Annotated in this window: 25 protein-coding genes; 9 read left to right on the top strand and 16 right to left on the bottom strand. The window is 63.0% G+C overall.

Annotated elements, in window-relative coordinates:
• Positions 1-134 precede the first annotated feature (134 nt).
• From JQ611_RS19870 to JQ611_RS19855, 4 genes are all read left to right on the top strand, one after another.
• On the top strand, positions 135-1208 hold the full coding sequence (locus tag JQ611_RS19870; RefSeq protein ID WP_212386631.1) for a hypothetical protein: 1074 nt from the start codon (positions 135-137) through the stop codon (positions 1206-1208).
• A gap of 170 nt (positions 1209-1378) precedes the next feature.
• The gene (locus JQ611_RS19865) at positions 1379-1750 is read left to right on the top strand and encodes a YciI family protein (protein WP_212415132.1); all 372 of its coding nucleotides are present in this window, start codon (positions 1379-1381) and stop codon (positions 1748-1750) included.
• 81 nt (positions 1751-1831) lie between these two features.
• Positions 1832-2215, top strand: coding sequence for a YciI family protein (locus JQ611_RS19860; protein ID WP_249133311.1), 384 nt, complete (start codon positions 1832-1834; stop codon positions 2213-2215).
• 31 nt (positions 2216-2246) lie between these two features.
• Complete coding sequence (locus tag JQ611_RS19855) at positions 2247-3518, top strand: RNA polymerase sigma factor (protein ID WP_212466358.1); 1272 nt, start codon at positions 2247-2249, stop codon at positions 3516-3518.
• 2 nt (positions 3519-3520) lie between these two features.
• Here the strand turns inward: JQ611_RS19855 and JQ611_RS19850 are convergent, their stop codons facing one another.
• From JQ611_RS19850 to JQ611_RS19835, 4 genes are all read right to left on the bottom strand, one after another.
• Positions 3521-3832 (bottom strand): putative quinol monooxygenase, encoded by a 312-nt coding sequence (locus JQ611_RS19850; protein WP_212386737.1) that lies wholly within the window; start codon positions 3830-3832, stop codon positions 3521-3523.
• 206 nt (positions 3833-4038) lie between these two features.
• Positions 4039-4287, bottom strand: a complete 249-nt coding sequence (locus JQ611_RS19845) for a 4-oxalocrotonate tautomerase family protein (protein ID WP_212466357.1) — start codon at positions 4285-4287, stop codon at positions 4039-4041.
• A 36-nt stretch (positions 4288-4323) separates the two neighbouring features.
• Positions 4324-5034: an SDR family NAD(P)-dependent oxidoreductase gene (locus tag JQ611_RS19840; RefSeq protein ID WP_212466356.1), complete on the bottom strand. Its 711-nt coding sequence runs from the start codon at positions 5032-5034 to the stop codon at positions 4324-4326.
• 100 nt (positions 5035-5134) lie between these two features.
• A complete protein-coding gene (locus JQ611_RS19835) occupies positions 5135-6103 on the bottom strand; it encodes a LysR family transcriptional regulator (protein ID WP_212466355.1) in 969 nt (322 codons plus the stop codon).
• Positions 6104-6289: 186 nt separating this feature from the next.
• On the opposite strand from JQ611_RS19835, the gene JQ611_RS19830 reads away from it, so the two are divergent.
• Entirely contained in the window at positions 6290-7843 is a 1554-nt protein-coding gene (locus JQ611_RS19830) for a serine hydrolase (protein ID WP_212466354.1), read from the top strand.
• Positions 7844-7905: 62 nt separating this feature from the next.
• Here the strand turns inward: JQ611_RS19830 and JQ611_RS19825 are convergent, their stop codons facing one another.
• Genes JQ611_RS19825 through JQ611_RS19805 form a run of 5 tightly spaced genes read right to left on the bottom strand, consistent with a single transcriptional unit; the run spans position 7906 to position 11500 of the window.
• Entirely contained in the window at positions 7906-8412 is a 507-nt protein-coding gene (locus JQ611_RS19825) for a hypothetical protein (protein ID WP_212466353.1), read from the bottom strand.
• A 14-nt stretch (positions 8413-8426) separates the two neighbouring features.
• Positions 8427-9233: a molybdate ABC transporter substrate-binding protein gene (locus JQ611_RS19820; protein WP_283816766.1), complete on the bottom strand. Its 807-nt coding sequence runs from the start codon at positions 9231-9233 to the stop codon at positions 8427-8429.
• Positions 9233-10060: an extracellular solute-binding protein gene (locus JQ611_RS19815; RefSeq protein ID WP_212466351.1), complete on the bottom strand. Its 828-nt coding sequence runs from the start codon at positions 10058-10060 to the stop codon at positions 9233-9235. The genes JQ611_RS19820 and JQ611_RS19815 overlap by 1 nt, the downstream gene beginning before the upstream one ends.
• A 1-nt stretch (position 10061) precedes the next feature.
• A complete protein-coding gene (locus tag JQ611_RS19810; protein WP_212466404.1) occupies positions 10062-10805 on the bottom strand; it encodes an ABC transporter ATP-binding protein in 744 nt (247 codons plus the stop codon).
• Between the two features lie 2 nt (positions 10806-10807).
• Positions 10808-11500 (bottom strand): ABC transporter permease, encoded by a 693-nt coding sequence (locus JQ611_RS19805; protein ID WP_212265774.1) that lies wholly within the window; start codon positions 11498-11500, stop codon positions 10808-10810.
• A 95-nt stretch (positions 11501-11595) separates the two neighbouring features.
• On the opposite strand from JQ611_RS19805, the gene JQ611_RS19800 reads away from it, so the two are divergent.
• Complete coding sequence (locus JQ611_RS19800) at positions 11596-12489, top strand: helix-turn-helix transcriptional regulator (RefSeq protein ID WP_212466350.1); 894 nt, start codon at positions 11596-11598, stop codon at positions 12487-12489.
• Positions 12490-12566: 77 nt separating this feature from the next.
• Here JQ611_RS19800 and JQ611_RS19795 read toward each other — a convergent pair whose 3' ends face one another.
• Positions 12567-14009, bottom strand: coding sequence for a serine hydrolase (locus JQ611_RS19795; protein ID WP_212265776.1), 1443 nt, complete (start codon positions 14007-14009; stop codon positions 12567-12569).
• 104 nt (positions 14010-14113) lie between these two features.
• Positions 14114-15223, bottom strand: coding sequence for a hypothetical protein (locus JQ611_RS19790; RefSeq protein WP_212265777.1), 1110 nt, complete (start codon positions 15221-15223; stop codon positions 14114-14116).
• A 269-nt stretch (positions 15224-15492) separates the two neighbouring features.
• On the opposite strand from JQ611_RS19790, the gene JQ611_RS19785 reads away from it, so the two are divergent.
• A complete protein-coding gene (locus JQ611_RS19785) occupies positions 15493-16638 on the top strand; it encodes an AraC family transcriptional regulator (RefSeq protein WP_212466349.1) in 1146 nt (381 codons plus the stop codon).
• Between the two features lie 112 nt (positions 16639-16750).
• Complete coding sequence (locus JQ611_RS19780) at positions 16751-18682, top strand: serine hydrolase domain-containing protein (protein WP_212466348.1); 1932 nt, start codon at positions 16751-16753, stop codon at positions 18680-18682.
• 49 nt (positions 18683-18731) lie between these two features.
• Here JQ611_RS19780 and radC read toward each other — a convergent pair whose 3' ends face one another.
• Positions 18732-19445, bottom strand: a complete 714-nt coding sequence (gene radC / locus JQ611_RS19775) for a RadC family protein (RefSeq protein ID WP_212466403.1) — start codon at positions 19443-19445, stop codon at positions 18732-18734.
• Between the two features lie 127 nt (positions 19446-19572).
• Complete coding sequence (locus tag JQ611_RS19770; RefSeq protein WP_212265780.1) at positions 19573-20532, bottom strand: MBL fold metallo-hydrolase; 960 nt, start codon at positions 20530-20532, stop codon at positions 19573-19575.
• A 54-nt stretch (positions 20533-20586) separates the two neighbouring features.
• Between JQ611_RS19770 and JQ611_RS19765 the strand changes: the two genes are divergently transcribed.
• Complete coding sequence (locus JQ611_RS19765) at positions 20587-20808, top strand: hypothetical protein (protein WP_212466347.1); 222 nt, start codon at positions 20587-20589, stop codon at positions 20806-20808.
• Here JQ611_RS19765 and JQ611_RS19760 read toward each other — a convergent pair.
• From JQ611_RS19760 to JQ611_RS19750, 3 genes are all read right to left on the bottom strand, one after another.
• Positions 20784-21452 carry an HAD family phosphatase gene (locus tag JQ611_RS19760; RefSeq protein WP_212466346.1) on the bottom strand — a complete coding sequence of 223 codons (669 nt, stop codon included), beginning with the start codon at positions 21450-21452 and terminating at the stop codon, positions 20784-20786. The genes JQ611_RS19765 and JQ611_RS19760 overlap by 25 nt on opposite strands.
• Entirely contained in the window at positions 21453-22277 is an 825-nt protein-coding gene (gene map / locus JQ611_RS19755) for a type I methionyl aminopeptidase (RefSeq protein ID WP_211998364.1), read from the bottom strand.
• 119 nt (positions 22278-22396) lie between these two features.
• Positions 22397-23713 (bottom strand): mechanosensitive ion channel domain-containing protein, encoded by a 1317-nt coding sequence (locus JQ611_RS19750; RefSeq protein ID WP_212415117.1) that lies wholly within the window; start codon positions 23711-23713, stop codon positions 22397-22399.
• Positions 23714-23841 lie beyond the last annotated feature (128 nt).

The raw sequence follows: 23841 nt of genomic DNA, 5'->3' as shown, positions 1-23841 counted from the left end.
CCTTTTCGCTGTCGCCGCCTTTCTTCGAACCACCAAGCCACAGCGATCACCAATTGGTGTCGCCAGGTCCCGCGTACGCGGTCCAATCGTGTGGAAGCTGAACTGCGGCGGGCCGGGAACCATAGGGATCAGTCATGTCGCTCTTCCGCTATGTCAGGCGCATGTTGATGGCGCCCATTACGCTGCTGGTTTTGACGGCCGCTGGATCGGCATCGGCGCAGTCATCGGTTCCGCCCCACCTTGCGGGCTGGTGGATCGCGGTCGACAACGTCGCCTTTCCGCCGCTGTGGCGGGACGGCACCATCGTGCCGATGGAGGAGCTTCTCATCATCGAGAGCGACGGGCGGTTCGAGAACCGCATGATGGGATTCTATGGTGTCGACCCCGGCTATTGCGCCAAGGAAAATCTCTGCAGCGATGCACCGCTGGTGGCTACCGGACGGCTCGCGCTTTCCGGTTCGGCCCCCGCCACCGGCAAGGAACAGATCCTTGCGTCCGGAAGCAAACTCCTTTTCAGCGACGTCCGTACCGCCGCGAACCGAATCGACTCGCCGCGCGGCGATCCGATCATCCGCGCGCGCAGCGTGAGCGCAACCAGTGCCTGGATGGTCGAGGGTCGGCTGGATGTGGACGACGGCATGCTTTTGTTGCGTCGGACCGCAGGCGAGGAGCCGCGTGCCTTTGTCACGATTGCACCCGAGAAATTGCGACGGCTGCGCGCGGGCCTCATGGCGTCCGATCTCTCCGCCCTGCAGCATTGGCGCTGCTATCTCGCTTCGGCCACCGGCGGAGACGTCAGGTTGATGCCGCTGCGCAATGACAAGCCGATGCCGCCCGCGGTCCGCGACTACATCGCCGCTGCGCACTATTATTTGACCGCACTGACCTACGCGAACCGCCCAATGGTCGATGATCCCGATCCCGCCCAGCGTCGGCTTGCCGGGGTCGCGCTCGAGAACCTGATGGTCGGTTCGCTGGCAAAGCTGCCGCAGCCCAGGACCGTTCAGGAGCGGCGCGAGGTCAAGGCGGTTGCAAGATATCTCACCGTGGTGATCAAGGGCGAGCAGCCCGAGGCGGCAAAGGCCATGATGGCGCGGGAATTCCCCGGCGTCCCCTTGCGCCAGGATTTGACCGAACCGGAAATACTGGCGTTGACGACCTATTTGCGCGGCGGCGCAGATCGAAACCGGCTGTTTTGCACCGGGTGAGACCGGTATTATGGCCGGGCTTGCGCTGATCCCGGATCGGCGCGTCCATTAGTCCCCTCGAAAAATTGTCAAAACCGCTGTCGATTCCCGGCAATCCCGTTCGTCGTCTCAAATAGCGGGACAGTTCCGCGGGCTGGGTGCCTGCGGCTCGCCTCAAACAGGAGTTTTTCATGCGCTTCATGTCGATCGTCATGTCGTCCCATCCGCCCGCAGAGCCGCCGGCAGCAATGATGGAGGCGATGAACAAGCTCGCCGACAGGGAAATCAAGGCCGGCCGCATGCTGGACACCGGCGGGTTGATGCCGCTCGCGATGGGCGCGCAGGTGCGCATCACCGACGGCAAGCTCAGCGTCGTCGATGGGCCGTTCGTGGAGGCCAAGGAAGTGATCGGCGGCTACGCGATATCAGAACTGCGCAGCAAGGAAGAGGCGGTGGCGCTGGCGAAGGAATTCATGCAGCTCCACATCGATCACATGCCGGGCTGGGAAGGGACGTGCGAGATTCGCGCGTTCTTCGACGGCGCGCCGGGCGAGTGTTCCTGATCATCGCCGTTCGCCATCCCGGCCGCCGCTAACCAGCGATAGCGGTGGCTAACTCACAAGGGAGTTCTTCACGTGCGCTTCATGTATATCGTTACGCCTGTCCACCCCACACCGCCGACGCCCGAATTGATGGCGGCCGTGCACAAGCTTGCCGAACGCGAAATCAAGGCCGGCCGTATGGTCACCAGCGGTGCGCTACAACCGCGCACATTGGGCGCGCAAGTGCGGATCACGGACGGCAGGCTTGGTGTCGTGGACGGGCCGTTCGTGGAAGCCAAGGAGGTGATCGGCGGCTATGCGATCTTCGAACTCCGCGACAAGCAGGAAGCGATCGAGAAGGCGGTCGAGTTCATGCAGGTCCACCGCGACTACATGCCGGGCTGGGAAGGCACGTGCGAAGTCCGCGCTTTTGTGACGGCGGATTGGGAGGCGGCCTGCTCGGTCAGTGCGCGGGCCGCCTCTTGAAGCGGGTGCGGCGCGGACGGTGTTGGCGGCGATGACCGCCGCCGACATCCATCGCACCGTCGTCGCCGTCTGGCGCATCGAGCAGCCGCGGCTGCTCACCAGCCTGTCGCGGATGCTGCGCGACGTGCCGCTGGCCGAGGACCTGACGCAGGAAGCGCTGCTGGCGGCGATCGAGCACTGGCCTGTCACGGGCGTTCCGGAAAAGCCCGGCGCCTGGCTGATGGCGATCGCCAAGCGGCGGGCGCTGGATCAGCTGCGCCGCCGCCAGATGCTCACCCGCAAGCACGAGATCGTGGCGCGGGACATGGAGCAGGAACAGCAGGCCATGCCCGATTTCGACAGCGCGCTCGACGACGATATCGGCGATGAATTGCTGCGGCTGATCTTCATGGCCTGCCATCCGCGCCTGTCGCGCGAAGCCCGCGCCGCGCTGGCGCTGCGGATGATCTGCGGCCTGACAACGGACGAGATCGCGCGCGCCTTCCTGCTGCCGGAGGCGACCATTGCTCAAAGGATCGTGCGCGCGAAGCGGACGCTGTCGGAATCCGGGCTCGCTTACGAGACCCCGCGCGGCGAGGAGCTTTCCGAAAGGCTCGCTTCCGTGCTGGAGGTCGTCTACCTCATCTTCAACGAGGGCTATACGGCGGCCCGCGGCGACGAATGGCTGCGGCCGCAGCTTTGCAACGATGCGCTGCGCATGGGGCGCGTGCTCACCTCGATCGCACCGCAGGAATCCGAGGCGCACGGCCTGCTGGCGCTGATGGAGTTGAACGGGTCGCGCACAGCCGCACGGACGGATCAGGCCGGCGATCCCATCCTGCTGATGGACCAGAACCGCGGACTGTGGGATCAACTCCAGATTCGCCGCGGCCTGCTGGCGCTGGCGCGGGCGCGCGATCTCGGCGGCGCCGGTGGTTTCTATGCCCTGCAGGCGGCGATCATCGCCTGCCACGCGCAGGCGTCGGCGCCCAATGAAACCCCCTGGTCGCGCATTGCAGAACTCTACGCCGAACTGGCCGCGTTGGTGCGCTCGCCCATCATCGAACTCAACCGCGCCGTTGCGGTCGGCATGGCCGAGGGGCCGGCGGCAGCGCTTGTGATCGTGGACCGTCTCGCGGGCGAACCCGCGCTGAAGACCTATCATTTGCTGGGGAGCGTTCGCGGCGATCTCCTGCACAAGCTCGGACGCTTCGAAGAAGCGCGCGCCGCGTTCGAGGCCGCTGCCAGGCTCGCCGGCAACAAACGCGAACAGGAATTGTTGAAGCGGCGCGCCGTCGAAGCAGGCAGCGGCGCGCCGGCTTGAGCCTAGATGAAGCGGAACTGCGACCGTTCACGCTTCGCAAGTTTTGGAATCGCCTGACCCTGGATGATGTTCTTGAAGTGCGGCGTTTGCTGATGATCGGCGAACGCTGCTTCGCCAGCGAACACCTCATAGAAGAAATATTTGCGCGGCTCCGCCAGGTTCTGATGGATCTGGAATTCCTTCACGCCGGGCTCGCGCTGCGCCTGCGGCAGGAAGTCTTTCAGTAGATTCGCGACCGCCGCTTCCTCGCCCGGATTGACTTCCCAGAACGCGGTGACGACCAGGCTTTGGTTGGCGTTGTCGATTGCTGCCATGTTGTTCTCCTGTGAATGCAGCGCCGGTTCGATCCGGCGACTGCGATCATCATGGCAGGGGTTGCGACTTTAATGCTTCGACATCAATCGAATTGTCGTATGAGGACGGCGTGCGGAACCAGCGAAAGGATTCGATGCGACGACAGCGCCCCGCGCCAATCACCAACAGCACGGCATCGTCTCCGCCGGTTCGAACATCCTTCCCGCTAGCTTGCGGAGCCCGTGCGCGCGCTCGCACGCTTCTTTCGGTAGTCGAGCACGGGAAGGCCGCCCCAACCCCAATTGCCGGTGTCGACTTCGTCGATGACGACGAAGGTCGATTCCAGCGGCTTCTTCAGCACGTCGAGCAGCAGCTGGCTGACGCCCTTGATCAGGGCAGCCTTTTCTTCCGGCGTGGCCGCGTCGGCACCGCCTTCGGTGCCTTCGCGGGTGATCTGGATGGTGACGATGGGCATTTTTATTGTCCTTGCTGGAGTTGTTCCGAATGGCTGTCAGTGACCGGCACTCTGGCCGCCATCGACATGCAGGATCTCGCCGGTAACGAAGGCGGCGCTTTCCAGGAACAGCACGGCGTCGACGATGTCCTTAGCTTCGCCCATGCGCCCGACCGGATGCAGATTGGCCAGGAATTCGTGCGTTTCAGGTTTGTGCATCGGGGTCTTGATGACACCCGGGGAGACAGCGTTGACGCGGATGCCCCGCTTTGCGTACTCGATCGCGAGCGATTTGGTGGCGGCGTTCAAGCCGCCCTTGGTCAGCGAAGCAAGCACCGAGGGAACGTTGCTGTTGGCATGGTCGACCAGGCTGGTCGTGATCTGCACGATGTGACCGGAACCCTGCTTCAGCATCTCGGCCGCGGCGAGCTTGGAGAGGTGGAAGAAGCTGCCGAGATTGATCGCAATCACGTACGCGTAGTCTTCCGCGCTGTACTCGGTGAACGGCTTGGCGATGAAAATGCCGGCATTGTTGACCAGGGAGTCGATGCGGCCGAAACGCTCCAGCGCCTGCGACACGATTTTCTGCGCGGTCGCCGGGTCGGAAACGTCGCCTGCCACAGCCAGAACATCCGGATCGCTGGACGGCTTGATCGAACGGGAATTGGCGACGACGCGGTAGTTGCGGTCGCGATATCCCTTCACCAGATCCGCGCCGATGCCCTGCGATGCGCCGGTGATGATGACGACTTTCTGTTCCTTACCCATGGTAGCCTCCTGATCTCTGTGAAGCGGCAGGTTTGCCGCCGGGCCGTGTGGCGCCGATTGAGATCAGGCTAGTTCTTCCGGATTTCGATGCGAATGCCCGCTATTCGGAAGGCACCCTTCCGCCGCGCGAACGAATGGCGCTGGCGTTCTTGTCGGCCTCGTTCGAAAGCCGGGTGAAATACCGCTTCAGGCGCGGCGCGGCGAAATCGACAAAGGCCCGCACCTTCGGCACCGACAAACGCCCCTGCGGCGCCAGCAAATGAACCGGCAGCGGCGGGTGTTCGTCCTTGCCGAGCAGCAGTTGCAGCCGTCCGTCGCGGATTTCGTCGGCGATGTGATAGGAGAACAGCCGCGTGACGCCATGCCCTTCGGTCACCGAGGCGATCGCCGCGCGAACCGTGTTGACGACCAGCCGCGGCGCGAACTGGACCACCCGTGGAACGGAGGATCCCTTCAGCGGCGGGAAGCTCCAGGAATCCAGCCCGAAATGGGTGATGGCGACGATCCGGTGCTTTGCCAGATCGGCCGGTTCGCGGATGACGGGATGCCGCGCCAGATATCCCGGTGACGCCGCGATCACGCGGCGAACTTCGCCGACACGCACTGCGACGAAATTCGAATCGGCGAGATGCGCGATGCGGAGCGCAACATCGATGCCCTCGTCGATCAGATTCACCGGCCGGTCGAGCAGAACGAGCCGCGCCGACACCGCCTGATATTCGTTCATGAAGGCTTCGAGAATCGACCGCAGGATATCTTCACCGGTGATGATGGGCGCGGTGAGGGTCAGCGTGCCGCGTGGCGCCGAGCGCTCGCTGCCGGCGACGAGATCGGCCTCCTCGAGTTCGACGAGAACGCGGCGGCACGCAACGACATAGCGCTCGCCGGCCTCGCTCAGCTTCAGCGACCGCGTGGTGCGATGAAGCAGTTCAGCCCCGACATGGTTCTCGAGGAATGCGATCGCGCGGCTCACGGCGGCCGGTGACCGGCGCAGGCGTCTGCCGGCACCGGCAAGGCTGCCCTCGTCGACGGCGGAGACAAAGACTTTCATCGCGTCGATGCGGTCCATTTGTTCTTCCGCCCAGGGGAACACTGGCCGTCCGGTCATAGGCATTCTTCCGCAGATCGGCAAGGTGGGTAACCGGCTGACGAAATGTAGCTCCGGTGCCGACCTCGGTTGCGGTGCGCAACGGCGATTGACATTCCGATCCCAGGTCGCAAAAGTTTGAGCCCACAATCAAGCGGCGAGGCGTTCATGCCAAACATACGATCTGCCGTTTCAGGGTCCGCGCTCGGCATGCTCGCTCTGGCGGCCCTGATCTGCGGCCCCGCAGCAGTTGCGCAAGCGGAAGCAGAAGGCGTCTGGCCAACCCAGCAATGGCAAACATCCACGCCGGAAGAGCAGGGCATGGATTCGATGGCGCTCGCCAATCTGCTCGATTTCGGGAAAACCCGCAGCCTCGACAGCCTCCTGCTGGTTCGGCATGGACGTATCGTGCTGGATGCCTATTACGCGCCCTATACATCAGACATTCCGCACCGGATAAACTCTTCGACCAAGGCGGTCGTCGGGACGCTGGCGGCGATTGCCCACAAGGATGGTCTGCTTGATAGCTTCGACCATCCGGTGCTGGATTTCTTTGGCGATCGCAGCGTCGCAGATGCCGACGACAGAAAGAAAGCCATCACGGTTCAGCACCTGTTGGATATGACATCGGGAATCGACTGGAAGGAGCCGCTGGACGGGCGTCCGGAGTCGGTCATCGAAATGAGCCGCCAGCGGGACTGGATCAAATTCATTCTCGATCGTCCGATGTCGAGCGCGCCGGGAGAGGCCTTCAACTACAACAGCGGCGGCACGCACCTATTGTCCGGCATCATCACCAAGCTCACCGGCATGAGCGCCGCGGACTATGCGAAGGCCAAGCTGTTCGGGCCGCTCGGGATCACCGTCTCGAACTGGTGGCGTGATCCCCAGGGTAATTCGACCGGCGGATACGGTCTGGCCTTGCTGCCGCGCGACATGGCGAAGATCGGCTATCTGTATTTGCGCAACGGCCAATGGGAGGACAAATCGCTGCTTCCACCCGGCTGGATCGACAAGGTGAGCCACGCCACCGTGAACATGAATATGCCGAGAGCGCCGGATCTGCGGTATTCCAATTTGTTCTGGGCGCTTCCCGACAAGCACGTCTACATGGCGAACGGATACCATTGCCAGCTCATCATGGTTTTGCCCCGGCTTGATATCGTCGCGGTGACGACCGCCAGGGATTTTTGTCCGTTAGGCAGGCTGGCTGATCTGATTTCTGGCGCCGTCAGATCCGAAACGGCATTGCCCCCTGACACCACCGCCTCGAATCGGCTCGCGGACAAGATTCGCGAGATATCGACCGAGAAGGCGACGGAAATTGGCGAAACGCCGGGGACCGCAGCCGCGGTCTCGGGACGCTCCTACAAGTTTTCGGCCAATGCGCTGAACGTGAAATCGATATCGCTGATCCTCGCTCATCCGAGCCCGCACTACGACCTCGAGTTATACGCATCCGATCCGAGCCAGCCGTCGCGCCGGTTTATCGGTCCGATTGGACTCGATGGCCTGTATCGCAAGGCAGACTCGATCGCCGGCGGCGTATTTGCGACCAAGGGGAAGTGGTTGAACGGCTCCACGTTTGAGATTGAGCGGCAGGCGGTGGGGATGGACGAACTACAGAAGTGGACCCTGTCGTTTGACGGCGACAGGCTTCACCTTCGCGGCAGGGACAGGACCGGCCGCGAGGTTTCCGCTGATGGCGAAGCCGGCGGCTAATCGGGGAAAAGCCGGTTATGCGGCACGCGTTGGTCCAGGCCTCGATCTGGCCAGGCTGAAAACTATTCGACAGCGCTGATCGCGATGACGATCGCATCCGACGGGACGCCGCTGACCTGCAGGGTGAACGGGGTGGCACCAAGCTCCAGGCGCAGGCTTTTGCGCAATCCCGGGCAATCGCTTCGCCCGGTGCTGCCGACGGAGCGTGCGTAGCGGCTGTCCTGGACGATATCGATCCACGCGTCCTCCGAGAGGGTCACCTGATAGATGCCTGGCCGCTCAGTCGCCGGAAATCGAACGGCGCCGCCAAACCATCGTTCGATACGCGGCTTCCGCTCCGGCGGCATTTCGAATACGGCCTCACCGGCCGGCTGCAGACGAATCGCAATGGCGGCCTTCGGAAATGCTGCGAGCGTTACACCGGACGCGACGCTCGTTTTGTCGGATGCCGCAAACCATGCCCGCTCGCGTGCCAGCGACCACGCGAATTTTTCGCAGCCGTCGTCGGCCGCGGCCGCGGGTGCAACCAGAGCAAGGAGCGTGATGCCGAGCAGGCCGATACGGCGCATCTTCAATCCATCCCCTATGGCGCCGCGCCCGGCGCGGCAAAACCGTGCTTGGCGAGCAGCTGCTGGCCCTCGGTCGAAAGAATGAACAGCGCAAATTTGTAGGCGCTCGCCGACGCGTCGTTGATCACGGTCAGTCCGTAATCGGCGCCGACCGCCAGCGCGTCGGGAAGCGCGACGATCTGTTGCTGCGGATTTTCCTTCTGCGCGGCCAGCGCGCCGGTGCAATAGGCCAGGAAGATGTCGGCGGCGCCCTGTGCGAGCAAATTGCCATAGATCGAGCGGTCCGGAGGTGCCGGAGGGCTGGTCGGGCCACCGGTGAGCTGCAGCGCCTTGTTGTCGAGCAGGGCGTAGGCGCCGGGTTTGACCTTGTCGGCCTTGCGAAACACTTCCCAGGCATAGTCGCCTGACGGATCGGCGCGCGGTGTCGAGGTGCCAAGCTTGATCTCGGCGTTGAGCATCCGGTCGAGCAGCGTCGCGGGCTCGACTGCGAGCCCTGGCCTCACCAGCGCGCAGAGCTTGTTGCGTGCGAACAGCACCACCGGGCCGCTGCGTTTGGCGAGCGCCAATGCGCGCGGGTGCTCCATGTTGGCGGAAGCGAACACTTCAGCCCTGGCGCCGCCGGCGATTTCGTCCTTCAGCAGACCGGATGCGCCGAACTTTGCCTTCACCTTGGTCCCGGTTGCCGCCTCGAAACTGGCCGCAACGTCGGTCAGCGCGCCGCGCAAGCTGCCGGCGGCATGAAGCAGCACCAGATCTTCCGCAATGGCTGGTGCTGACATCAACGCGAGAACCGCAAGGCTTGCAAAAGGGCGAATGCGCATCAGGCGCCCGGATCGCTGGCGTTGGGATAGAACAGCTGCTCGCCGTTGATCTTGAAATCGGCGATCGCCTTCTGGCCCTCGGACGAAACCAGCCAGTCGATGAATTGCTGGCCGAAATCCTTCTTGACGTTCGGATGCTTCGCCGGGTTCACCAGCATGACGCCATACTGGTTGAACAGCCGCTTGTCGCCTTCGACCTCGATGACGAGTTCGCCCTTGTTCTTGAACGAAAGCCAGGTGGCGCGATCGGTCAGCACATAGGCGTTTGAAGCCGCCGCGGTGTTGAGCGCGGCGCCCATGCCCTGGCCGATCTCCTTGTACCAGGGGCCTTTGTCCGTCGCGATGTCGATGCCGGCGACCTTCCAGAGATTGAGCTCGGCCTGGTGCGTGCCGGACTTGTCGCCGCGCGAAATGAAGTCGATGCCCTTGTCCTTGAGCGTCTTGAACGCGGCGACGATGTCCTTTGACCCCTTGATGCCTGCAGGATCGCTTTTCGGGCCGACCAGGACGAAGTCGTTGTACATGACAGGGTAACGCTTGACGCCAAAGCCTTCGCTGAGGAATTTTTCTTCCGCCGCCTTGGCGTGGACGAACAGCACGTCGGCGTCGCCGCGGCGGCCGGTATCGATCGCCTGGCCGGTGCCCTGTGCAACCACCTTCACGTCGATGCCCGTCCTGGCCTTGAACATCGGCAGCAGATGGCCGAACAGGCCTGAATCCTGCGTCGAGGTGGTCGACGCCACCAGGATCGATTTGTCCTGCGCGAAAGCGGAGCCAGCGAAAACGGCGCTGACGGCAATCGCCATCAGCAAGCGGCGAGTAAACATTTCATGTCCTCCCAGAGATCGGACAAACGAGCAGTTCGCCGGCGATGAACGTTCTCGCTTCGCCGGTTTGTGGTGTGTTGAAGAACGACGCGGCCGGGCCGGTTTCGATCACGCGGCCGCGGTGAAGCATCACGATGTCGCCCGCCAGCCGCCGGGCTTCGCCGAGGTCATGGGTCGCCATGACTATCTTGATGCCGCGCTGGCTCACCGCGTGGACGATGTCCTCGATCGCCTTGGTGGCGGCGGGATCGAGGCTCGCGGTCGGCTCGTCCAGAAAGAGTATGGCGGGATCGCGGGCGAGCGCGCGCGCCAGCGCAAGCCGCTGCTGTTCGCCGCCCGACAGCCGCCGCGCGGGACGATCGGCCAGTTGTCCGAGGCCGACCAGTGCCAGCAGCTCATCGATCCGGCTTTGCTGCTCCGTCCGTCCGACGCCCGAGGCGCGCAGGGCGTAGCGGATATTGCCGCTTGCGCTACGCCGCAGCATGGCCGGGCGCTGCAGCACGATGGCACGCCGCGTCGGCGGGACATCTTCCCGACCGCTCCACGTCACGCGCCCCTGTGATGGCCGCACCAGTCCCATCGCCGTGCGCAGCAGCGTGCTCTTCCCGGAGCCGTTCGGGCCGATCAGGATGGTCGGCGTCCCCGGGTTCAGCGTGAGGCTGATGCCATCGAGGATCGTCACCGCCCCGGCGGTGACGGTGACGTTCTCGAAGCTGATTGGCAGATCGGAAACTGGCGCGCGCATGGTCACCCCGCCATTCGCTCGCCCGCGCGGCGGGCGGTCCAGGCGAGCGCGTTGACCGCGATCACGATCACGATCAGCACTATGCCGAGTCCGACGGCCAGCGGCAGGTCGCCCTTGGACGTTTCCAGCGCGATTGCGGTCGTCATGGTGCGGGTGAAGCCGTCGATATTGCCGCCGACAATGATGATGGCGCCGACCTCGGCTGCTGCCCGGCCAAACCCGGCAAGCAATGCGGTGACGAGACTGAAGCGCGCATCCCAGATCAGCGTTGCTACCCGGCCGACCGGGCCGACATTCATCGCGTTGAGTTCGTCGCGGTATTCGAGCCACAGATCTTCGATGGTCTGGCGCGTGAGGGCCGCGATGATCGGGGCCACCAGCACCGTTTGTGCGATGATCATCGCCTTCGGCGTGAACAGCAGGCCCCATGAGCCGAGCGGACCCGCACGCGACAGCGCCAGGAAAACCGCCAGCCCGACCACCACCGGCGGCAGGCCCATCAGCGCGTTGAGCACGACGATGACGGCCTGACGGCCGGGAAACTGGATCAGCGCCAGCGCGGCGCCGAACGGGATCCCAATAAGGGCGGCAAGGACGACGGCGGAAAGGCTCACGATCAGCGATAGCCGCACGATCGCCAGCAACGCCGGGTCACCGGTCAGCACGAGCTGAAGTGCAGAAGCATCGCCAATCATCCCAAATCCATCCTTTGCGCATCTTGTGCAGAAGCCGCGATTATGGTCAAACTTCGTAATATATTCATATATCTGCATGTTTATGCTGGTTCGTAATGGCCGATCTACTCACCACCGACGAGGCCGCGACCTACCTGCGGCTGTCCGAACGCAAGCTCTACGAGCTGGTCGCGCAAGGCGCGGTGCCGTGCACCAAGGTGACGGGACGGTGGCTGTTTCCGCGCGCGGCGCTTGACCGGTGGGTGACGGCCGGCCTGATCGCGCCTGCCGCGCTCAGCCACGTCGCTGCGCCCCCGATCGTTGGCGGCAGTCATGATCCCCTGCTGGAATGGGCGCTGCGCGAGAGCCGCTGCGGCCTCGCGAGCCTGCCGGAAGGAAGCGAAGAAGGATTGCGGCGGCTGACCCGCGGCGAGGTGATGGCCGCGGCGATTCATTTGCACGCCCAGGGAAATGGTGAGGATGATGAGCAGGTCAACATCGCAACCGTTGCCGGCGCGCCGGGATTGCACGATGCCGTCGTGATTTCGTTTGCACGGCGCGAGCAAGGCATCCTGGTCGCACCAGGCAATCCACTCGGGCTGAGCGACATCGCCTCGGTCGCGCGGTCCGGCCCGCGGATGGCGCAGCGTCCGCTCGGCGCCGGCGCGCAATTGCTGTTGCTCGCCTTGCTGGCCCGCGCCGGCCTTGCAGCGCATGATCTCACTTTGTTGAAGCCGGCTTGCCCGACCGGAACCGACGTCGCGCAGGCGGTGCGCTCCGGCCGCGCCGATTGCGGGATCGCAACAAGGTCGGTCGCGCTGGCCGCCGCGCTCGAATTCCTGCCGCTGACATGGGAGAATTTTGATCTCGTGCTGCGGCAGCGCGACTATTTCCTGCCCGGGCCGCAGCGCCTGTTCGGCTTCCTGCGGTCGGCGGCGTTCCGCGAGCATGCGACAGAACTTGCCGGCTACGACATCGACCGTGTCGGCGAAGTTTTGTTGGTGAATTAGGCCGTGGACTCATAAATCGAGTTTCACTAGCGCGGCGTAAGCGAAAGCATCTCTCGATTTATGGTGTGGAGAGAATGCTATGTGATCCGGATAAACTTCGCCTCGCCGAACCAGTCGGACCAACAAAGCCCGTCGATTTCATTCTCGGCAGCACGAAACCGGACCTGAGCGCGTTCACCCCGCGGTACCTCTGCGGCTGCTATTGCCGGCCAAGCCATGGCATCGCGATCACCCTGGTATTCCAAGCTCAAATCGGAATAGCGAACCAGCGGCCCGTCAAAGCCAGACAATCCATCGATCCGAAACCACAGATGATCGTTTCTCGGCTCGATATGCAGAGAACCAAAACCTTCGTGCTGGTAGTTGCCAATGAAGTCGTCCAGCCTCCAACGAGATGTGGAAACCGGCTCCTCGAATCTTTCCTTGTCGAAGCGGGCGATACGCTCGTTCAACTCGCCTTTTGCCATTTCGTCAAAATGCGCGATCCAGTCGGTAACGGCTTCTCCACGTATGGCTTGAATTATACGATTGGTGATCGCGAATTGAGCGAAGCCGGAACCGAGATTGGTCGTGACGAATATGCCGAGGCCACCCGCCAGATCACACCAGATGTTGGTGCGAAATCCACGAACGGCTCCGTCGTGCTGGATGCGCCGGTTGCGAACATGCCAGCCAAAGCCATATCCGTCGTTCGCAGCTTGATCTCTGCGCGCAACCTGCAAAAGGTGCGTTTCCCGTAGCTGTTGCGGAGAAACGAGCCGGGTGTCTTGGCGCGTCCCCTCATCAAGGTGAAACGCGAGCCATCTGGCTGCATCGCGCGCGCTCATAGCCTGGCCAATCGCTCCCGACAGGTTGTCCGTGGACATGGGCGGGACCACCTGAACCTTGCCGGCGACCTTGTAGTGCGGGGCCGCAACATTGCTGGTTGCCGTGCTCTGCACTTCGGAGACGGTGCTGGGCGTCACCCCAAGTGGCCTCCGAAGGTATTCGTCCATCACATGATCAAAGGGATGGCCAGCCGTCAGCGCCATGGCCTCGGCGGCAGCGGCGTAACCGACATTGCAGTAGGTGAACTGATCGCGAAAGCCGGCGATCGGCTGGATGTAGCGGGCCTGATGCAACAGCTCTGCACGGCTCAGGTCGGACCCATATTCTCCAACGCTTGCGCGCGACAATCCTGTCCGATTGGCCAACAAATCTCGGAGCGTTACGCGGTCGCTGATCCAGGGGTCATACAACTGGAATGATGGCAGATACTTCCGGATTGGATCGTCCCAATCGATCTTACCGGCATCTACCAATGCTGCGGCCAACCCGGAAGTGAAAGCCTTTGAACATGATCCGATCGCAAAGGTCGTATCGACATCCGCGGGAGCGGAACTGGTGACGCTACTTACGCCGTAGGCATGCACGTGCAGTGGCCCATCGCGCCGCACTATCGCTACCGCGACGCCAGGTACCTCCCAACGCTCTCTCACTTCCGCAACGAAGGCATCGACGTGTGAAGACAGTGAACTCAATTGGCAAACCTCCGAATGTCGGCATGACAAGATTTATATAACGACCGGTTATCGCACCGCCTGGCACTTCTCGAAGTGAGGGCTACCCAGACTTCCCTTCCAGGTTAGTTCCTGCCGGGCCGTGCCCAATGCTCCCTTGTCAGCATCAGGCGCATCAGTTCGGCCTGACGCGTCGTGCCGGTTTTCGCAAAGATGCGATGAAGATGGGTCCGCGCCGTCGCAATCTTGATACCGAGCCGGCCCGCGGCGGTCTGAAGGCTGCTGCCCCCGGTCAATTCGCGGATGAGGCCGACTTCCGCCGGGGTAAGCCCGAACTTCTTCTGCAATTGCTTGTCGTCGGGCAACACCACTTTGTCCGGATCGGTGACGAAGATGATCGCCGCCCGGTTATATCTCGCGATTGCCTCGATCTCGGATCGGAGGGGAATGACGAGCAGCGACAACGCGCTCTTGAACTCGCCTCGCGAAATCGACACCGAGTCCCGTGCGTCATCCTCGCCAGTCTGTGCGCTGGCCGCAATCGCCAGATGCAGGCCGGCGGTCTCTGCCGAGGAGGCGCCGCAAAGCACGCCGTCGTCGAGGCGCAGGCCATCGGCGAACGCGCTGTCGCAGGCCCGGTTGGCAAACAGGACGCGCGCCCGGGAGTCGACGACAAGCACGCCCTGACCGATGCTGTCGAGCGCGGCGAACGAATAATGGCGATCGAGCGCCAGGGCTTGCAGGCGATGGTTGAGCTGCACCGCCCGTTTCAAATGCGGCGCAATCGCCTCATAAAGCTTCAGCTGCTCCGGCCCAAATTCGTCTCTGCCGGGAACGACGAACTCGACGCGCCAGTCGTCGTCGGCCAGCAGGGTTGCTCCCATCACCGAGAGATACCCTTGCGGCCGCGACCATTCGTTGAAGAACGGGCTGGAACGCAGCGTCTCCTTTGGCAGCACCATGCGGTCGGTGACGATAGTTCCGACCGGCAGGCTCGCCGCCCGCTGCCAGAACAGATTCAGCGGGTGGTAGTACGCGCCATAGCTTTGCAGGAACGCCGGATCGGTGCGGGGAGCCACCAGCCACGGGACGTCCCGCTGCGAGACCGCACTGAGCGAGGCATCGCCGGCGCCAAACGCATCGGCGATGGTCTGCAGCACCACGGGCCAGCGGTCGATGTCCGCCGCCGCGCCATAGATCTGGTCGATCAGGGCGAGCAACTCGTCCTGGTTCATCGGCCCCCCGTGCCGCCATGGCGGCGGTCGCAATCGGACCAAAGCTTAGAGCCTGCAAGACGGCTGGCAAGGGCCCGCATCACAATTTGGCTGGATGCCGGAAATGAGATTTCGGCCGTTCGTGACGATCATACTCGATCACGATTCTGCGTTTCGCGCCCGCTTGGCGGATTGAACGATGATGTGCAATGTTCGGTCGGCGCAGCTTGAGTAACGGGCGAGACACGTAAGGCGTTGCATCGAGAAAATCATCCGGAGTGTTTTCGGTCGTGGGCAGCAGCGGTCTCTTGTCGATCGACCTCGGTCTTCGTGGCGCGGCGGCGGGGTTAGCGTTGCTGATCGCGGCTGTGGGGCTGCGGGATCTCCGTGACAGCACGGTCGCACGCCTCGGCGCGGCGGTCGCGATCAGCGCCGCCGCTTCCGCAATCTGTTCGGCGCCGAATTTTCCGCGGCCCTGGCAATGGTGGAGTCTGTTTCTGCTGGCGTTGACGGCCGGTAGCTCGGTCTTGTTCTGGCTTTGGGCGCGTGCGGCCTTCGATGACGACTTCGTGCTGCGGCGCTGGCATGGCGCCCTGTGGGTCGCGATGGCCGGCACCGAAGTGCTCGTCGCCGGCGGGGCCATCGAGTGGCCCATGCCCGGACAGGCGCTCGACCGTGCGGTGCAGGTCGCGTCTCTTGGCCTGGCTCTGTTGGCCGTGGCGCAGACGCTTGCGACATGGCCAGCGGACATGGTGGAGGGACGGCGGCGGCAGCGGCTGGTGGTCCTGATCGGGGCGTCGGTCTATATCGCCATTGTGACATTACTGAACATTTTTCCGTCGCCATTGGCTTCCGGTGCGTCGATAGCGAGCGTCGGTAAAGCTTTCGGCCTCTGCGTGCTGATGGGCCTCTATGGCTGGTTTCTGTTACGGGCGGTCGGAATGCCGGAAGGCCCCCGGCCTCTCCCGGCGACGGATATCCTCGGCGATATCAACGCCGTCGCATCTGACGCGGAGGACAAACCTCCCGTCGTCGAGCCGGCCTTGTTGCGCCGGCTGCAGCAACTGATGATGGTCGATCGCGCCTATCGGCGCGAGGGGTTGACCATTGGCGTGCTGTCCGCCGAGCTTGCCGTGCCGGAATACCGGCTGCGGCAGCTCATCAATGAAGGCATGGGTCACCGCAACTTCAATGCGTTCCTCAACCGCTACAGGATCGAGGAAGCCAAGGCGGCGCTGGCCGACCCCGGACAAAAGGAAGTACCGGTCTTGACGATCGCGATGGACACCGGCTTCCAGTCGATCGGGCCATTCAATCGGGCCTTCAAGGCCGCCACCGACCTGACCCCAACCGAATTCCGGCATCTTGCCATGGCGAAAAAGGCATCGATGCCGCCGAAGGCGCACGCCGTTTCAGGAAACGGCAAGCCGGACTGAGAAATCGGCTAACCGCATTTCAGGATTTGGCGAGAAGGAACCAAAACGATCGGGCAGGTTCTCCGGGCGAAGTATGGGAATCCCGGTTTGGGATCGTCTGAAAGGCTCCCCAATGAAAATCATCCAGGCATCCTGCGTGGCCGCGCTCACACTCTGTCTGGTGGGTACGGCGCTTGCTGACGATCTGCAGACCGTCGGCGATCCCAACACTACAGGCTTTTCGGCGCGGCGACTGGCGCGCATGACCTCCTGGTTCGAGGCGCAGACCAGAAACGGCGATCCCTCCGGCTTTGTCGTGGCGATCGCCCGCGGCGGAAAGCTCGCCTATTTGCAGCCCACCGGCTTTGCGGACCACGACAAGAAAATTCCGATGCGGCCGGATTCGATCTTCCGCATCGGCTCGATGTCCAAGCAGATCACCAGCGTCGCCACCATGATCCTGGTCGATGACGGCAAGCTCGAGCTTGATGCTCCCGTGGCGCAATACTTGTCGGAGCTCAGGGATATGCAGGTCGTCAAGAAGGATCCGGCGACCGGAGATGCAATCCTGATCGAGCTTGAACCGGCCAGGCGGGCGATGACGATCCGCGATCTCCTGCGCAACACGTCCGGCCTTGTCTATGCAAGCCCCGACTATGCCGATCCCGGATTTGGCAATGCGGCGATACATGCGCTTTACGGCATCAAGGCGCCGATGCGGCGCGACAAGACGATCGCACCCTTTGTCGCGAGTATCGGCACTCTTCCGCTTGTGCACCAGCCGGGCGCAGTCTGGGAATATTCTTTGGGATATGATGTTCTCGGCCGTGTCATCGAAGTCGTGTCGGGCCAGCCATTCGACCAGTTTCTGCAAAGCCGCCTGTTCGCGCCGCTCCATATGGTCGATACCGGCTTCCACGTGCCGGAAGATAAACTCTCCCGCCTCGTCGCCCTGCCGGGCGCGCAGCCCCCGCCGTTGACGGATGGAGACGTCGGCAAGCCGCAAACGTTCTTTTCGGGTGGTGGCGGGATCGTTTCGACGGTGCCGGACTTCCTGCGCTTCTGCCAGATGCTGCTCAACGGCGGTGAGCTTGATGGTGCGCGTATTTTGAAACCGGAAACGGTCCGGCTGATGACGACAAATTCGCTGCCATCGGACATCCACCTCGCGGGACACGAAGCCGGTCCAGCGTTTGGGACGGGGTGGGGGCTCGGCTTCGCCGTTCGCACCAACCCGGATTTCAGCCTGATCCCGGGATCTGTCGGCAGCTTCAACTGGCAGGGAAGCTGGGGCACGTTCTTCTCGGTCGACCCGGCCCAGAAACTGATCCTTGTCATGATGATGCAGCGACACCAGCACAGTGAGAACGGTTTCTATTTCAACGCGGTTCGCCGTCTACCCTATGCGGCGTTGAAGGCTCCGGAAGTTTCCGCGCCTGCCGCGTCAACGCAATTGAATGCGCGCGAGCTTACGGAATATGCCGGACGCTACGACTTCGGAGGATCCGCAAGTTCATTGGACAAACAGACCTCGCTTGTTGTCGATGGTAACGGCTGGACCGGTCTTGAGTCCGTTGTCGCAGAGACGGATGGCCTGAGGGTGATCAAACCGGCCAACAGGGGCCCCGCCGCGAGAGCCGGCGTGATGGCGGGAGATCTCATCACCGCGATCGACGATCGGTCGATCAAGGGCCTGGCCCTGGAAGCAGCTTTTCGACGGATTTCGGGTCCGTTCAACGCCCCGATCAAGCTCAAGATCATCCGTCAGAAAGAGACCGATCCACTCGTGATCGCCTTTGCCCGGGAAGCGGCGCCATCGCACAGTGTCGAGCTCCAGGTCCGTGTCGCGGACGGCATGCTTGTGGTTGAAGCGACCGGCACCTGGTCGATCCTTGATTTCGACAAGGGCCAGCCTGTGCCGGTGGCGGTCCGCTCAAAGGATGAATTCCAGGTCGAGAGTGGCGATCATACGCGGATCGCCTTCGTCAGGGACGCCGCCGGCAAAGTCAGCGGCGCGGTTCTCAATCCGGGACCATGGGAGCAACGCGGCGCGCTCGCCCAATAGGGTCACACTGCGAGCTGACGACATGACGCATCGCGGCGAGCTTGCGGGCTCAGATCAGCCGCATCCCCTTCAAACTCGCATGGCCGTTCTTGCCGACAATGATGTGGTCGTGCACGGAGATGCCGAGCGGGGCGGCGATGTCGACGATTGCTTTCGTCATCTGGATGTCCGCTTGCGAGGGCGTCGGATCGCCGGACGGGTGGTTGTGCACCAGGATCAGCGCGGTCGCCGATAATTCCAGCGCGCGCTTGATCACCTCTCGCGGATAGACCGGGGTGTGGTCGACGGTGCCGGTCTGTTGCACCTCGTCCGCAATCAGCTGGTTGCGTTTGTCGAGGAACAGCAGGCGAAACTGTTCCTTGTCGGCGAATGCCATGCTGCTGCGGCAATAGCCGATCACGTCGTTCCAGGACGATAGCGCGATGCTGCGCTTGATCTCGCCTTTTGCCACCCGGCTCGCGGCCGCCGCGAGCAGCTTGATCTGGTGGACGGACGCATCGCCGATGCCCTCGACTTCGCGCAGGCGCGCTTCCGGCGCGTGGACGACTTCGGCAAAGGAGCCGAACTTCTTCAGCAGTAGTTTGGCCAGCGGCTTGGTGTCGCGCCGGGGCAGGGCGGGGAATAGCGCCATCTCCAGCAGCTCATAATCGCTGAGCGCGTCCGGCCCGGCGCTGTAGAAGCGCTCGCGCAGCCGCTCGCGATGGCCGTGGTAATGCGGCGTTTCGTCGGGTTCGGGATTTGGGTCACGCGGCTTGGCGGGCATCGGCATCAAGCATGCCGTGCCGGCCAGCTTTTGCAACTCTGAAGTGCGGGGCGGCGGCGGATTTCGGATAGAGAAAAGGCGCCGCGCGACATGCGGCGCCTTTCATTTTTTTCGGACCAGCCCGCTATCAGGCCTTCACGGCCGCGAACGCATAGCCATTGCCATCCTTCGACAGGGTGCCGACATTCGGGAAGCCGAAATGATAGCCGGCGATCATGCCCTTCTCGGCGATGACGCGATCGAAGAAAGCGCGGCGCGTGGCTTCCGCTTTCGGCCCGTCTGCATCGAAGCTGGAGAACCAGCCGGGATTCCTAACGAACAGCTGGTGCATGCCGGTGACGTCGCTCTGGATATAGAGCTGCTGTCCGCCGGATGCCACCAGGAACGACATGTGTCCGACGGTGTGACCAGGCGTGGCGATCGCCTTGACGCCGGGCGCGAGGTCGGCGCCGTCGTTGTATTGCTTGACGTTCTTCCAGGTCGGGAACGTCGCCTGGATGCGCTTGACCATCGGACGGTTGGCTTCCGGCACCTTCTCCACCAGCGCCGGATCGGTCCAGTACTTGAACTCGACCTCGGGCATCATGATTTCCGCGTTCGGGAACACCGGCGCGCTCGTCTCCTTCACCCACAGGCCGGAGATGTGGTCGCCATGGAAATGCGAGATCACGACGGTGGAGACGGTCGCGGGATCGAGGCCGGCGGCCTTCATGTTGTCCGCGAGCTTGCCGACCGTGGCCGGACCGTTGCCGCCAAAGCCGGTATCGAACAGCACGACCTTGCCGCCGGTCCGGATCGCCGTGACGGTAAAGGGATTGTCGATCTTGTCAGGCCCGATGCCCGCCGCGCTCAGCGCCTTCTTGACGTCGTCGAGCGAGGCGTTCTTGACCATCGCTTCAGTGACGGTGCGCTCGACGGATCCCTCATGCAGGCTGAAGACCTCGATATCCCCGACCTTGTATTTGAGGCTGTCCGCGGCGCGCTGCGCGTGCGCCGCATCGATGAACGAAACCGGTCCCTTGAGGCCGAAAACGAGCGCGGCCCCCGTGCTTCCGAGAATCAGATCTCTGCGTGAAATCTCGAACATTGTTCTTGCTCCCTTGGTTGATCGCCCGTCGGAGGCTCGACCGAGAGCGTCCGCGTGAGTTCTACACCGTCGCGCGCGGCGTATTCCGCAGGGATTCAAGTTAAAGGACCGGCATCTTGCCGCAGGATATTGAGAACGATTTGCAACTGGGATTTTGGCCATCGTCCTCATGGCATCGGCATCCAGAATTTCGTGCTGTTGCAATCATCAATTGCCGCAACGGCAGGAAATCAGTTGGCCGGGGTTTCCATTCACCCGATGATCTCCCCGACCTGATGCAGGTCGATGGCCACGCCGATGCAAAGCGCCGCAATCTCCGGCGTCGGCGCTACCACATCCGGCACCATGATCACCATGGCGCCGGTGGCGTGTGCCGCGCGAACGCCGTTGAAGGAATCTTCGAGGACCAGGCAATCGCGAGGCTCGAACCCCAGCGCCGACATCGCCTTCAGGTGAACGTCCGGGTGCGGCTTGCCGCGGGCCACGTCGTCTCGCGCGGCGACGCTGCGGAAGAAGTGTTCGACCTCGCAGTGGTTCAGATGATGAAGCGCTTCCTTCCGCGTCATCGAGGTCCCGACCGCCATTGGCATTTCTGCCCTTGCCAGTGCTTCCAGCAATTCTGATGCGCCGGCCTTCAAGGGAACGCCGGCATCCAGGATCGGACCAAGCCGTGCCGAGACTGCGGCCATATAGGCAGGGAGCGGAAATGCCGTGCCATGATCGGTGCGAAGCTGCGCTTCCAGCTCAAGGCCGAGCAGCCCGACCAGCGACAGCACATAGTCTTTCGAGACGACGTGTCCGACATCATGGCCGGCCTCGACCATGGCGCTGACATAGGCGGGAATAGTGTCGATCAGCAGGCCGTCCATATCGAAGACGACGGCCTTGGGCTTGCGGGGCAGGGTTACGCGCCGGTCCAATTACGCCTTGGCCAGAGGCTTCTCGGCGTGGCGTTGCGACAGCGTGAAGATTTCGACGCCATCAGCGGTTACGCCGACCGAATGCTCGAACTGCGCCGACAGCGAGCGGTCGCGCGTCACCGCGGTCCAGCCGTCGGACAGGATCTTCACATGCGGCTTGCCGAGATTGATCATCGGCTCGATGGTGAAGAACATGCCGGGCTTCAGCGCCACGCCTTCGCCGGGCCGGCCGATATGGATGATGTTCGGCTCGTCGTGGAACATGCGTCCCAAACCATGGCCGCAGAAATCGCGCACCACGCTCATGCCCTGCGGCTCGACAAAACTCTGGATGGCGTGGCCGATGTCGCCGGTGGTGGCGCCGGGTTTTACGGCGGCAATGCCGCGCATCATCGCCTCATAGGTGACCTCGATCAGCCGCTCGGCCTTGCGGGCGATCGGGCCGATCACATACATGCGGCTGGAATCGCCGTACCAGCCGTCGACGATGAAGGTGACGTCGATATTGACGATGTCGCCTTCCTTCAGCGCGCGATCGCCGGGCATGCCGTGGCAGACCACGTGATTGATCGAGGTGCAGGTTGAATAGCGGTAGCCGCGATACATCAGCGTTGCCGGGTAGGCGCCGTGGCTGAACGCGAAGTCGCGGACGAATTCGTCGATCCGCGAGGTAGGAATGCCTTCCTTGACGATGTCGGTGAGCTCGTCGAGGCATTTGGCGACCAGGGCGCCCGCCTTGCGCATGCCGGCGAAACCGCTCGCGCCATGCAGCTTGATCTGTCCGGTCTTTCGCAAGGAGGTATCTGTTGCTTCGATATAGCTCATGGGCGGGTCATGCTTCGGGAATTGAGGGCGTCAAAGGCTGATTTGCCGCCTAATTTAATGATCGCAGCCAGCAGTGCAAGCCAAGGTTAGCGGGCTGGGGGGCATCTAAACGCTTGATTTCAGCTGGAAACCTCAACCACGGATTCGACCGGCAGTGCGCCGCCCCGGACCCGGATTTCACGCACCGGATAGGGAACCCGGATGCCCTCCCGTTTGAAGGCGTCCCACAGCGCCAGCATCACGTCGCTCTTCACGGTGTCCATGCCGTCGGGGTCGGCGATCCAGAAGGTCAGGGAGAATTTCATCCCGGCCTCGGCGAATTCGGTCAGGATGCAGTTCGGCGGCTTGTTCTTGATGGCGCGGGGCGCGGCCGCGGCGATCTCGACGGCCAGCTTGCAGACCAGCCGCGGATCGGCGTCGTAATTGGTCCCGAACAGCACCTTCACCAGCGTGTTCTTGTCGGTATAGGTCCAGTTCACGACCTTCTGGGTCACCAGATCTTCGTTCGGGATCAGGAACTCGCGGCCGTCGCCGGCGGCGACCGAAATGTAGCGCGTCTTCATCGCGCTGATGCGGCCCGAACTGTCGCCGATGGTGACGAGATCGCCGGGCTTTACCGACTTGTCCGCCAGCAGGATGATACCCGAGATGAAGTTGGCGACGATCTTCTGCAGGCCGATACCGATACCGACGCCGACCGCACCGGAGAATACCGCGAGCGCGGACAAATTGATGCCGACGGCGCTGAGCGCGATGATGATCGCCAGCACCATCAGGCCCATGCGGATCATCTTCACCAGCAGCACCTGGATCGACGGCGTCAGGTCCGCGGAGCGGGTGATGCGGCTTTCGACGAAATTGCTGGCGATGTTGGTCAGCCACAGCGCCACGATCAAGAGGGCGCCGAGCTTGATCAGGACCAGCGGCGTCAGCCGCAATCCGCCGAGCACGATCGAGGCCGCATCCGAATCCAGCAAGTCCAGGGTCGGTTGAAGCTGGCCGACGACGCTGAGCGCCGCGACCAGCCATGCCGACAGCGACACCAGGCGGACGATGAACTCGTTGCGAATGACCGACGTCACGAGGCGAATGACCAGCCAGGCCAGCGCCAGCTTGGCGCAGACCGCCAGCAGATAGCTGCGGCTCGGCCAGGTCGAATGGTACATCGTGATGCGGGCGGCGATCATCAGAACGGCGAACACCGCGGTGGAGGCGCTAAAGACCAGCACGCGAGCGAAGTGCCTGAGCGGCAGCGGCAAGCCCATCGCGAACGAGGTCATGTCGACGCGCGAACGAATGGCCGCGTCGCTCGCATAGGCGATGCCTGCGCCGGCGAGGATCAGGCCAAACTGCAGATAGAACCAGGGTGAGGTGACCTCCGCGCCGAGCGACCGCGCGGTGGTGTGCAGCAACTCGATAATCTCTTTCGGATCCATCGGCAAAATCTCGTTCGGGGCCAGGTCGCTTATCAAGCTGCCCCATCATGCAAAATTGATTCGAAGCGCTGGCAGACTCCCACAAGCGCGCTGCGGATGCCATCGATACGAGACGTCCGCAAGGGCAA

This window comes from Bradyrhizobium sp. AUGA SZCCT0182 (assembly GCF_018130185.1).
Classification (GTDB): domain Bacteria; phylum Pseudomonadota; class Alphaproteobacteria; order Rhizobiales; family Xanthobacteraceae; genus Bradyrhizobium.
The sequence above is the reverse complement of the archived record's forward strand: the minus strand, read 5'-3'. Positions and strand labels throughout refer to the sequence as shown.